The organism is Desulfosporosinus lacus DSM 15449 (assembly GCF_900129935.1).
GTDB classification, from domain to species: Bacteria; Bacillota; Desulfitobacteriia; order Desulfitobacteriales; family Desulfitobacteriaceae; genus Desulfosporosinus; species Desulfosporosinus lacus.
Genome location: NZ_FQXJ01000003.1, coordinates 176,821 through 189,613, shown reverse-complemented (window position 1 = coordinate 189,613; position 12,793 = coordinate 176,821). Strand labels below are relative to the sequence as shown.

Genomic DNA, 12,793 nt, shown 5'->3' with positions numbered 1-12,793 from the left:
GGTGTGCACCCCGTCAAGAGGACAATGAAAAAATAGAACGAAATTTGCTGAATTGCTACCCGTCTAAAAAGCGGGTAGCAATTCTTTATGCGGCCTTTACGTACTGCTTATGGAACTCCGTCGGCGTCATAATATACAAGCGGCGCTGTAAACGCCGATAATTATAATAGAAGATGTAATCAGAAATGGCTTGAACAAGATGCTCCCGGTTGGTGAATTTGTACCCGTAATACTCTCGCGTTTCAGGATACCCCAAAAGCCTTCCATCGGTCCGTTATCAATGCAGCGAGCCACACTGGACATGCTTTGCTTCATTCCTGAGGCATGCAGTTTCGAGTGAAAAATGCGGCTCGAACGCTGTCCCCCCATAATCGTTTCCATTGGATATGCACTCTTTTACAATTTGTATCCTCTCTTGTCCAGTCGTATTTCGGCCTTTCGTCATTTGGCTTCCTCCTGTCTGTATTCGGAAATCCTTATGACGATCATACCTCTTCAGCCAATGCTCAAGTTGCCTTTTATCCCTGACCCCATATCTCTCACAGATCTCCCATTTCGACCCTTTTCCTGCCAGATAATCCAGAACAGTTGACACCCCTACGCCTGAACCAAGAACTGAACGAGCATGTGAGGGTAGTCAGCCACCCCGGCGGGGTTCGCCCAGATAGCAGAACCTTCTGATCGAGGACGGGGCGGAGGCGAGGAAGGATAAACTGATTTCCGTCCAGTAATTTGTTACTCCTATTTAGCAACTGCTTGATCTATCTGATGCATCGGTTCCTGTACCCACGCGAACTCATAGGGTAACGTTTTATAAAATCGAGCCCACATGAGGTTGATCCATAAACAAGATTCCAATATGTCTCCACTGGCCCAACTGATCCATTCGATAAAAGTTCCCTCGGGGTGGGAAAAAACATCCCTAAGCACTAGTAAATAAGCGCACCTCTCCCTTTCCCAAAGCGATATCACTCCTATTTTTACAGCATGGTCAAGAAGTTGGGATTTGTTTCGAGGAAGCGGATCGCCCTTGGCTGTAACTTTTCTTGCTACTTTTCCATTGGCCCACTTCAATATTTTTTCTCGAGGCCCTGACATTATTTCTACAACTTGGACTCCTTCAATTTCTGCTGAAACCTCAACCTCCGCAGTTCCAAGCCATTCATCATACAACGCCCTCAGAGAGGCTTCTAATGCCAGTACCACATAATGAACCGAAATCGTGAAGAATTCCCATTCATGGTAAGCGTTCACATATAATAATCTTGCACGCTGCATGACTTGTTCAATGTCATCAGGACAAATCGTGAGCAATCCTGAACTTCTTTGCATGTCACTGACTAAATCTGATGCAGAAATTTTAATTACTTGACCACCAATCATTCTAGTCACAGATTTTATACGTATGTCCGGTTCTCCGCTTGGAATGCGTATCTCAATTGGTCGAAATCCAAGAGCATCCAGTACTTGACCACGCAACTGCACTAACCGATCCTGTTCGTCACTTATCATGGATTCTATGGCTTGTTTAAGCATTGAAACTGGAAAATACTTTTCGAATTGTTTACCCTTTGGTACTATCATCCAAACATCCTGATTTCTAGGATCGAAGGTCTCATCCCATTGTGCATCTGCATTCATCAACATTTTATGAAACTCACTTGGTGGAGGATTTTCTATATACTCGTATGTACCTTTGCCTAGTCTAAACCGTAGAAGATAAAATGTATCTATACAATACCACTCGACTGGACAAGGAACTACTTGTTTGACAATCCTGATCCCTGCCAGAACTCCAGGAGAGGAACTTCCATCACGTTTTACTTGATTTTCTAATTGTCTTAAAGACCAGCTTTGAGTAGCTATCAAAAAACCTCCGATTTTTATAGACCATGAATCTGGATTTTCAATGTCTAGCGTTAAACTCGGTGGCATTTGGAATCTTCTTGATTTTGACATTTAATTGCGCCCTTCTGCTTGCCCTTTTAAAGAAGAACAATCTTATATTCCCCAGTCCCCCGACATCCTTCACCCCGGCGGTGGCTACGCCACGGAGTGGATAGGCTATCTTCCCATAGTAGAGATACCAGTCACCAACCTATATACAAACGCACATGTTTCACAAGATAGCCACCCCGGCGGAATCTAGCGGGGGTAGAAATGTGGCGAGCTGGTTGTATTGAGTAGATACGTTTTCTTTCATCGACCATGTAGGATACGGGTTACCCATCGACGTTCATTTCTACTTACATGCAAACAAGATGCTCTATTATTCCGAAAAGACTTGCCAATTGCTGTCAGCGCCTAGCGAATCAGTTCAATGGCCTTTGGCCCCATCCCATGTAACTTCTGGACTTCTTCTTCACGGAGCCGAGCGAACTGCTCTAGAGCTTTGCGTTTAAATAATGAAGTATTGTTCTGACACAATTTACAGCTAATATGGCCTCAGCCTCTTCAAGTATCCTATTATTTGGATGTGCAATACTGGCTCTGTTTCTTAAAGTATTAAGGGTGTCAACTATTGTCGCTAACGCACCAAATAACCTCTTCGATTCCTCTGCCCCAGCAGTAATATTGTCAAATGAAGAATGATTTGTACGAACAGTTTTAAACAACTCCGTTAGAGATGCATGCTCTGAGAATGGGATTTTAGCCTTTACACAAATAGCACGCAAATATCCATGTAAAGCGGTATGTACTCGGTCAACAGCACTTGCGGCTCCCGATGTATATATTAGTTGTTGCGAATCTTTCAAGGCCCGTTCAACTACTTCGGTCGTTACCTCAGGTTCAGGTTGCTTAACCAATTCTACAGTTTCTGTACAAACCTCGGCAACGATAAAACGAACATATATTTCAAGCTCTTTAAAGGCTAAAGCAATTTCACGCAACGCTAAAAGAACTTGAGGGCTATTTTTCAGTTCAGCCAACTCTACATATCTTTTTACAGAAGCTGAGGTATGAAGAACAAAAAACTCGTCACCAAAACAATTGGTCCCTTCACTTAAATTAAATGGAATAGTCTCTAATAACTCAGCTGCAAAGTGCTTATTTTGAGCACGAAGCAATTGAGACACTGTGCATTTAAACTCTATCCATTTGTCAAATGACATTGAAGTAGAAAGGATTTCAAATCCTTGAGCACCCGTTCCTGAAAAGAAAACTATCAACTTTTCTCTCTCCTTTTTCCAAAATCAACAATGTCATATAACTTTTATTTACTCACTACGTCGGAATACCTACTTTCTTTTCGCAATAATTCGGATTGTACTCGGTTACTTTGAAAGAGTCTTGATATCCAGTTTGCTATTATGCACACCTGCTCAGCATTATAATTAAATACCATAAATTTGCTTCCTTTTAATAAAAGCTTGCTCGCTTCCCTCAAGAATGGTGCATGTGATTTTTCTTGTTTCAGGTGAATCAATAGAGCCTCTACCTACAATACTCGTTTTAGTATTAGTACTCCTTAAAGGGATAATGAGTTCAGCATCTCCTAAAGCAGCAATATTTGCGTTGTGGGTAACAATTATCACCTGTCTGTGTTCTTTCACTCTTCGTAAATTTCTAACTAAAGTCTTATATATAAACTCACTATCCAAATTATCTTCAGGTTGGTCAATAATCAAAGGCGTATTACTTTTTGAATACAACAATATAGTCAACAATATTGACTGCTGTTGTCCTAAAGATAACTTTGAGAAGTCCTTCGTTATTGACTTCTTTGTACCGTCTGGGGAATCAATAATTTTGGTTACTTTTATTTCGGCTCTATCCTCAAACTCACACCTTTCTAACTTGAACAAGTTTTCTCCGATAGCTAATATATCTAGAATATTTTGTGCTTCGGACGCTGTAAAAACCTTACTTCCATAACTATCTATAATATTCTCTAACAGCCTTGTGTCTTTCATCTGAATTGAATTAAGTAAGTCATAAAGACTCATCTGTGAGGAAACTAATTCTGCCTTCGTTATCTGCCTCCAGTTCATAGCTTTCTGAATTGCTTGAGACAGTTGAGGTGAATATAATCCTTCATGAAATTTAATATGCACCATGTAATCAATAACTGTATTTCTAAGATTGTTATTCATTGTTAACGCAAAAGCTTGTCTCAACTGATATATCTTCACCTTTAATACTTTCCGCTCTTTAATCAAATCTTTTCTTTCTTTATGTTTCTTCTTCAATTCCTCTTCTTTTTCTAACAATTGCGCAAGTTTCATCTTGTAGTCATTAACATCTTTAGTAACTTTTTTAATAAAAATCATATCAAGTTTTATCCCTTGAAGTTCTAGTGTTTTTCTAATCTCCTCGACCCTTTTATAAACGTCAGCTTCCTTCTTTTGCCATGCGCCTAGATATTTTATTAATTCCTCTCTTATTTTTTTTGTGACAGAGTTTAAAACCGTGGAGGTTTTGGTAATTTCTTGCGAATACCCTTCAATTATCTTTTTCACTTCCAGAAATTCAGTTTTTCCCACTACAAGCTTTGAATCATCTAAACTTAGCACATGATTGAGAACCGTTTTATTAGATAAACTATTATTAATTGAATCTGTTAATTGTTTTAAGTTATTAATGAGCTCTTCTCTAAATGATTTTTCTCTGATGAGCCCTTCCTCTAGTTCTACAATTTCTTTAGCTTTTTGGGATTTTAAAATGTTTAATTGCTGTTCTGCATTTAGCTTAGCTTTTTTTATATCAGGTATCATTTTAACGTCTAAAGACAGTCTTTCAATTTGTGTCTGGTTTTCTAATAATTTAGTACATAAATCAGTATCTTGTGATATTAGTGTCTGCATATCTATAAACTCATCAAGGAATTTTATTAAAACTCCAGGATTCTTATCACAATGTTGTATTGTATCCGCCGTTTCCCCTTGCCCATAACTTTCGATTAAAATACTTGTTATTCCATTTTCTATATCAGTTATATTAAAAACATTTCCGGCTTTAACTCTTTCAAGTATTTGCTGCCTTCCAGTTGTATCTTCATATAGAAGAGTTATTTTATCTGGCCAAACTTCACAATCAACAAGATTTCCCCTGGCATCATTTCCTGAACACGACCTTAAAGATTCTAGTATCGAAGATTTCCCTGTCCCCCTACCACCAATGATGCATGTTAGATTTTTACTGAACTTTATAAGTTGCCCATCCAAAAATCCACCTTCAAAATTAATGCCCGCAAAAAAAGGTACTTTATCGGGTACTAAATCTTCAATCCTTGTCCTTGCACCTGAATCTAACAAAGCTATTCTAAAGGAATTAAAGGAAAGTGTATCCATTTTAAACCTAGTAATCTTTTTATTACCTGAAGCATTTTTGCCTAAAGAAGACAATGCATGAGCATCAGAAAATAGAACCTTTGCAATTTCATAACCATTATCCTCAGAAAGTTTTTCTTTCCTCTTCTCAAAGAACAGTCTCCTATTAACATTAGGGTCACTGCTTGAGTACCATATCTCATTGCTTGCTTGTAATATCTCTAGGCCTAGCAAGTTTTCACATAGTAAAATTAGTTGTTTAGAGGGGTCATACTTTGGCATAGTTAACTCAAAACCCGCGTCAATGTCAATATGTGAAGCTATCCCTATCCCTTGATAATTGACAGCAATTGTTAAGATTTCCACAATTCCTGTACAACATATTTTTCTCCCTACTTTACTTGTAGGGTCATCTACTAAACTTAATTTTCCAAAAAATCCGTTAATCAAATCATAGGAGGGACAGTATACCAACAAGTGTCCATTAATTGTTGATAATTCTACCCCAGGTATTACTAAAATATCTTTCCCTTGTGCATATTCTATTGCCCTTTTTACATTACTTATAGAATCATGATCAGTAATGCTAATAACTTGAAGTCCCTCGGCAAGTGCTGTGTCAATAATATTCTCTGGTGTCATATCCGAATCTTTTACATCGTAGGAGCCTCCATAAGAGTGTATATGCAAGTCTGCTCTTCTAAACAATGCCCCACAGCTTACCTGACTAAGATTATCAGTAATATTCATTGCTGTGTCCTCCTCAATTTGCGATTACTTCAGTGTTATAGCTCCCCTATAACGACCATAGATTGATGGTGAACAATGTCCAGGAACTGACGGAAGGAATGGCCAAAGTATAATATTGTCGGTCAGTCTGTCTGTCCAACACTACTTAGAGCTATTTAAACGGCTTTTTAAGCGTCGATGGTACTAGTGCTCGTGTATTTAGGTCTGTTACGCTTTGCGGCAAGTCGGTCGTCAATGTCCGAAGATGGTAAGGAATTGGCCAAAATAGCCCATCACCACTCTTTTTGGCCCTTGAAAGCTCAAAATCAGGGACAAAAAGCCCGTCATAAAATTTATATACAACCGCATAAATGTACACTTGGCGTTTTATGTCGTCAAATCATGGACAATTTACACCGTCATTCTTTTGACTAAATAGCGTATCAGTAACACTTCAGCCCAATATTTATTCTAATTAAATTTCTGTCTTTGAACTATACATAAAGTGCATTTACAAACATGGCAAAAGTTTTTCAATATCATGTTATCTGAACAGAGTTTGCCCTTCTTATGTTTGCTTTTTTCTGTAGCCCACTCGCCCTTATATACCTTACACATATTTCCTCAATTTCCTTCCTAGATCGAAAAAATAGTCCAATAAAAAGCAAAAAAGGCCAAACCGCCCAATATAAAATGTAACCTATAAAGTTTAAAAAGACTTCTCTAAAGGTTACATTTTAAATAAACGATCTGGCAATACAAATACAGTATATTCCCGCATACACTCCGTCATTATTAAGTGTACCCCATTTCAAGGACAATTTGGGTTTTTGGTATTCCAATCAAATAGGTATTTATGCTATACTAGCGGTGCTTTACCACAAGGGAGGATAGGGCAACGCTGAGGAGCGACCCGAGCGCCCGTGTGGGTTTATAAGGGAGGCGGTGCGTATCAGCACCGCTTCTTTTTATTGCAAGCAAGTACTGCCTCCCTGGAAACCAAAGCGAAAAACCTCGGGGCGTGGGGCAGAGCCCCACCTTCATTCTTCGCCTTTTGCTTTTGGTATTGTTAAAGGGTATTCTCCTGTAACGAGATACTTGTAATACTCCCTTGGAGCTAATCTTGCCAAATCCCATTGGTATCGCTCGATGTTGTAATAATCAGTCCAGTCGCTGATCACTTGGTGAATTCCTTCAAATGTTGTGCACTGAGAAATGTCAATTTCATCTTTCATGTGACCGTAAAAGGATAAGTTGCCCGGAACTCTCCATTCTCTTTCGTAATCCAGTGAATATAATTGTTTTTATTTGAAAAATCCAAATTCACAATTTACCAATATTCAGATATTGGTAAATGCTTTTTTGCATCATCAGTTTTATTATATATTACGGCTCTACCACCATTCTTAAAAATAAAGTCTTTTGAAAATCTTAATCCAAATCTCATATATTTATAATTTTCTGCTTTCTTTTTTTTCTAAATACTGCTCATAATACTAGAAAAAATATTTCTCCACCTCCGTTGAAGGCGACGATACTAGAGATGAGTTGCCCTAACCGCAAATCTGGCCATCTACGCTTATTGTATGGCGTAACTTTAAACGTTAATTTAAAACATCAAACAAATCCTCGTCACCGTTTTGCTTCGGTTTTCATTCAATCACTATCCTGTGAATTTTCAGCCAACCCCACTTCCAGCCAAAAAAAGAAATATCATTAAGCCGTCACGAATAATTCTTCTATTCGATCCCTTGAGAAGTTCCAACTCTCAGGAATTTTATCAACCGTTCCGGCCGCATAAGCAGTTATGCCCCATTTGTGTTCCTCTGCTAAGATAGTGTCTCCTCTTCCTCCTGCGGATTTTTTTAGTGTTTCCGCAACTTCATGAGGTGTTGCAAGGTAAAGTCTTGGCAACTCATTCAATGCAGTATTCTTAAATTGAACAAAACAAAAGATAGTTTTTGATTTGTGCTTTTCAAACCATTTATCTACTGCCTGATGATAATCCAATCCTTTTTTATAGTTTTGGGTTAAACCCCATCCACCATCTTGACTTCCTTTCACGGAAATTTTTAAAATCTTTTCCCCTTTTGCAATCATCAAATCATATTCGGGCTGATTTGCTCCATATTGAACTGATACATCGTATCCGCAACGAGCAAACATGCCTGCAGCAAATGCCTCCGCTGCAACTCCGACGTGCCAGGAACTTATCTTCGACATAATTTAATACACCTCAGTTTTTACGAATAAACGTAGAAATTACTCATCACCGGGTATTAAAACCCTTTAAGAATCGCGAGGATTCTTTGGGTTACTGAAATATAAATGAAAGTTTGTATATCGGTTTAAGGAATTGGTATCTGCTTTGATAAAAGTCCAGGTTTCATCATAACTCCCTGTTACTGCAAATTCCGGTGTGTTCAAAAAATCTAGAAATTGTTTGGATGAATCACCATTACAAATCTCAAATTGTGCGTTGAAAGCGTCTGCCTTTGGGAATTTATCTTTTCCTAAAAGGTTCCTTTCCCCATGCAGAACATGATCTAAATTACAGGAAAAGAAATAAACACTATATGGAATGGTTTTCCAAATGCTTTTTAGCGTAATTAGGCGGTTTATAACTGCTTTCTTTTTACAGTTTCTTTGTTGTGTATCTACAATGTTATTTACAAATATTTGATTATCGCTATAATATAGTTTTTTTAGATCAGACGGATCAACGGGGGTCTCTGGAGTTTTTTCAACCAGTTGATTATCAGGAATAAAAGCACCATCCATATCAATTAAATGTACTATTTCACAAAAGTCACGCGCCTTAAAAATCTTACCGCTGAATTCCCTTACAACATCAACTAACTTTGTAGGAATATTGCTAGAATTCACCTCACTTTTGGTAGTAATGTCGCCATTGGTAAGTTTAAATTCTATTCTATTACTATTTATAATTTTGCTTAATACGTAACCTAGGCAGGTTTGATCTGTGATTCCCTCCACAATGAAAAGTATAATCTTTTTACTACCCATCACTTTTTACCTGCCATTCTAAGCGCTCGGCCAATAGCAAAAATATTAGTTGACTCATAGATGCACTCTTTTTGACCACCAAGAATGATATCATGGAGGTACAAATCTCTTAAATTGTTATTAGTATTCACATTCGTCAGCCTGATGTACCTATTCTCTGGATTCGTAGTGGTGAATAAAATAGAATTCTTGTGAAGCATTTCCAAAGGTCTTAAGTTGTGAGAAGTGAAAATGAGCTGCCCTTTCCCCGATTCTTTTACGACTTTCAAAATTTCACCCAGCAAATATTCAAAAATTCCCGCGTCAAGTTCATCAATTGCCAACGTCATAGAGGGATTATTGTGCATCGCAATTATCATATGGAGAATAGATATTATTTTCTTAATACCTTCTGATTCATAACGAATTGGAATTTTATGTCCTTTTCTTACCGAAGCCATTTCTACTCTGATGCCTTCCATCCCATCTTGCATCATTTGTTTTCCCATATTAAACAACTCAACTTGTAGCCCAGGTACTATTTCGCAAAGAACAGTATTCATTACCACAACAACTTCACTTGCACGACAATAACTTTTTTCCGGAATAACCGTTGGTCCATCAAACCGGATAGCAATACTCCCCAGTGAAAGTGCCGAAATAGAATTATCGTTTTCCATCATGCTTACGGGTATCGCAGCGTTTAAAGCCTCAGCATCCCTATTTTGTATAACGAACAAGTCAAAACGGCCAAAATAATTAAGTGATTGAAGAATTTTCACATATGTTGGTACTTTACACTGTAGAATCTGTTTTTGGGTTTCCCTTGAAAAAATAAAGGATGTTGATTGCTTAATAGCTATTTTTTTGCAAACTCGTAATTCCTCGACGATCTTTGAATTCTTTCCAGTGAACTCCTGTAACCTTATATTAGGTTGGAAAACTTTCTCGTCGATTAGACTACAATCTATTAGAGTACGAAAATTACTCCATTTACCGTTTTCAAAATTAGCATATCTAATTTTTTCATATGAAACATAGACAGGATTATAATTTTCCGTTTCTTCATCCCATGTGTCTTTCTCCCTTTTGCATATAATGAATTCATAGATTACTTTATAAAAATTTATAGAATCAGTGAGGCTAAATTCGTATGAAAATTTTGCATGTTTTTGATCTTTTGTAATGTGATTTATCGTTTCTTTGGGCAACACCTTTCCCGCAAGAAGTGCATCCAGTACACTTAGGGCGTGAATAAAGGTTGTTTTTCCTGAACCATTTTGGCCATAAATACCCAATAGATCAGAGGTTTCTTCAAATATGTCATTTCTAAAATTACACGCAAATCTGAAAGCTCCATGTTTTACATTCTGGAAATTAGTAATCTCTGCTTTCTGAATTCTAACAATCATTTTTTCCATTTCAATCACCCCTTTTATCTATTATACCCATCTCTAGCAGAAAGTATATAAACATTTAACAGATCCGTACAAAATGTATGGATCTGTTAAATTAATAGGTATCTTATTGTTTTATATCTAGGCTAATTTTGACGCACTTATAGTAAATCCAGTAGCCAAATTCTTCGAATGAGTGATCACTATTCTTTTATTTTGTTTGACCAAACTTGACAAGTAGTGATATACCACCTCATGAAAGTAGCCCTGCCCTAGATTGATTTTTAATCTAGGGCAGGGCTACTTTCATGCCTAAAAACATTGGGATAGTTAAAGTCCGACCTATTTACGTTAAAATCTCTTTTTAATGCGCTATTGACATTCTCCTTTCTCGACTTGAGTTCACTCGATGTACCTACTGATCGCTGTTTATCTGAATAATATGCTCTGCGGGAGCCACCAATTGGTGGCTCTGCCACACCGAAATATTCATTTATCTCAAGAAACAGCAATCGGATGACAACCAAAGCTATTCAAAATTTCGTTAAGAAATATGTTATTGCTTCTGGTCTTGACCCCAAATCCAGCAGAGCTGAAGACGAAAAGAAGATATTACAGCACATTAATAATAGGGAATTCAGAATGTTATTTGTTTTATTAGATAATAGAAAGTCGCTTTTATCAATTAGTATGAATTGACAGTATTGTTATTAAATTTTCCCTTGATACTAAAAAACATGTGTTTATGTGTATAAGTTTCTTTCTTAAGGTTCGGGCGAAACCCATTTATTGTTCATATATAGCATATAAATATCTTTATTATAATCTTTTTTAAGACATATAATATCTATCTTTTCATGAAGATACTCATATTGTTCTAACTCATATCGAACCTTTGTTATTAAATCTTCAAAGGATAGTTGTCTCGCTTCAGGTTCAAAAAACAATTCAAAACCATATTGAAAAGTTAAGCTGCATAGTAAAGTGCTGAAGATAATTCTATTATCCTTTTTAAATTTGCTATTGTTCACATTGCGAGTTTTCTCAATCGCACCCTTGATTTCTACTAGCAAAGAATCAACAGTTAATTTCATTATCATTTCGTCCATAGCTTCACTGTGGTGATACATAACCAAAAATCCCTTATTTTTATCCTCTAGACTTGCAAGTACACTTGAATAACTCTCTAAACTATCTGCGATAGGGCATACTCTTAATTCAAAATATTCATTTCTCATTTCAAAATTTGTAAGAATAACGTTATTTAGTTCAGCTTCGATCATGTTTTTTGTTTCATTATATGTCTTAGGATTCAAATATCTTAAATCCATGAAAAGACCATTTGTTTTCAATTTTGAAATTAGGTATTTATAAATTCTCTCGGTTGTATTATGGATAGGTGTATACTTATTACTTGGAAGAAAAACTCTCTTGTGTTCAACTTCAATCAAATTATGTGGATTTTTCATATCAAAATAAACATGGTCTGGCTTTTTACCTATTTCAGTTTTTTTCTTCCTCTCATCTGGTTTTTCAGAGAAAATAAATTCTGTCATAAATAGATTATTACAGAAAGGTATAACTGCTTCTATTTCACTATGTTCATAAATATCTCCCAATTTCTCCATTTCTTGTTTTGTTGGCTCGTTTTGACTTAGACAGTCTATATTCCAATAAACAAAAACTGACTTTAAACTTAAATTCAATAGTTTTGGATTACTCAAATTGGAACCTCCATAAATATATTGTTTCAAACCTACACTTGAATTTAACCACACTTCCCATTATAAGACATCGGTACCACACCGAATTAGCTATCAGTTATGTTTGTCCACCGAACACAGGAGAGGAACAGCTACACCTCTCTCTACATTGATATGTTTTCTAAGCCCATAGTAATTCACCTTTAAACCTTCCACGTCTTTCTTAGATTCCCTCCTAAGATCGCGGAAATAATCCAAGAAAATACAAAAATCCAACTTGTTCAAAAGAACCTCTTTTAGCAGTTAACCTAAATCAGCGCACATGCACCATCTGACCATCCTAATCGGTGTTTGAGGAGTATCCGGCTGATGAGTATGTGGATATTTCCCCCTGTGTTCTATGCGTAAGAAATGGTTATCGAACAATGAAGGGTTTGTTTTTATAAGTCACAAATCGCTGTGTTGTTTTCCTCCACAAAACCAGCATCTTCTGCTCTCGAAATATTGACCCGTACTTTTTTCTCCTCTCGATCTCCTTTTGTAAATTTGTCTTACTAAGGTAAATAAGATACCTTTCGAAAGAGGCATATTAATTGATCATATTCTGAGCAATGTCTAAGGCGACCTTCTCTGCATTATCTGGTTAGCACTATTGAAAATAAAGACCTTCTTGAATGAGTGTGCCCTT

General features: G+C 36.8%; 10 protein-coding genes. All 10 read right to left on the bottom strand.

The window, feature by feature from the left end:
• Positions 1-85: 85 nt before the first annotated feature.
• Complete coding sequence (locus tag BUB11_RS29005) at positions 86-256, bottom strand: IS3 family transposase (RefSeq protein ID WP_084110110.1); 171 nt, start codon at positions 254-256, stop codon at positions 86-88.
• 21 nt (positions 257-277) lie between these two features.
• On the bottom strand, positions 278-445 hold the full coding sequence (locus BUB11_RS29000) for a hypothetical protein (RefSeq protein ID WP_159436879.1): 168 nt from the start codon (positions 443-445) through the stop codon (positions 278-280).
• Positions 446-741: 296 nt separating this feature from the next.
• Positions 742-1,959 carry a hypothetical protein gene (locus BUB11_RS00975; RefSeq protein WP_073027152.1) on the bottom strand — a complete coding sequence of 406 codons (1,218 nt, stop codon included), beginning with the start codon at positions 1,957-1,959 and terminating at the stop codon, positions 742-744.
• A 425-nt stretch (positions 1,960-2,384) separates the two neighbouring features.
• Positions 2,385-3,170, bottom strand: a complete 786-nt coding sequence (locus BUB11_RS00970; protein ID WP_073027150.1) for an abortive infection family protein — start codon at positions 3,168-3,170, stop codon at positions 2,385-2,387.
• Positions 3,171-3,335: 165 nt separating this feature from the next.
• Positions 3,336-6,020 (bottom strand): TrlF family AAA-like ATPase, encoded by a 2,685-nt coding sequence (locus BUB11_RS00965; RefSeq protein WP_073027148.1) that lies wholly within the window; start codon positions 6,018-6,020, stop codon positions 3,336-3,338.
• Between the two features lie 1,019 nt (positions 6,021-7,039).
• A complete protein-coding gene (locus tag BUB11_RS00960; protein ID WP_282433972.1) occupies positions 7,040-7,288 on the bottom strand; it encodes an IS3 family transposase in 249 nt (82 codons plus the stop codon).
• A 427-nt stretch (positions 7,289-7,715) separates the two neighbouring features.
• Positions 7,716-8,165: a hypothetical protein gene (locus BUB11_RS00955; protein ID WP_207650015.1), complete on the bottom strand. Its 450-nt coding sequence runs from the start codon at positions 8,163-8,165 to the stop codon at positions 7,716-7,718.
• 123 nt (positions 8,166-8,288) lie between these two features.
• On the bottom strand, positions 8,289-9,026 hold the full coding sequence (locus BUB11_RS00950; protein ID WP_073027142.1) for a hypothetical protein: 738 nt from the start codon (positions 9,024-9,026) through the stop codon (positions 8,289-8,291).
• Positions 9,026-10,426, bottom strand: coding sequence for an AAA family ATPase (locus tag BUB11_RS00945; protein ID WP_073027140.1), 1,401 nt, complete (start codon positions 10,424-10,426; stop codon positions 9,026-9,028). Before BUB11_RS00945 ends, BUB11_RS00950 begins: the two co-directional genes overlap by 1 nt.
• 740 nt (positions 10,427-11,166) lie before the next feature.
• Complete coding sequence (locus BUB11_RS00935; protein ID WP_073027138.1) at positions 11,167-12,126, bottom strand: hypothetical protein; 960 nt, start codon at positions 12,124-12,126, stop codon at positions 11,167-11,169.
• Positions 12,127-12,793: the final 667 nt, after the last annotated feature.

Coding starts and splice junctions, on each gene's coding strand:
- BUB11_RS29000 (WP_159436879.1), bottom strand. CDS start 445: ATGACGAAAGGCCGAAATACGACTGGACAAGAGAGGATACAAATTGTA.
- BUB11_RS00975 (WP_073027152.1), bottom strand. CDS start 1,959: ATGTCAAAATCAAGAAGATTCCAAATGCCACCGAGTTTAACGCTAGAC.
- BUB11_RS00965 (WP_073027148.1), bottom strand. CDS start 6,020: ATGAATATTACTGATAATCTTAGTCAGGTAAGCTGTGGGGCATTGTTT.
- BUB11_RS00955 (WP_207650015.1), bottom strand. CDS start 8,165: ATGTTTGCTCGTTGCGGATACGATGTATCAGTTCAATATGGAGCAAAT.
- BUB11_RS00950 (WP_073027142.1), bottom strand. CDS start 9,026: ATGGGTAGTAAAAAGATTATACTTTTCATTGTGGAGGGAATCACAGAT.
- BUB11_RS00945 (WP_073027140.1), bottom strand. CDS start 10,426: ATGGAAAAAATGATTGTTAGAATTCAGAAAGCAGAGATTACTAATTTC.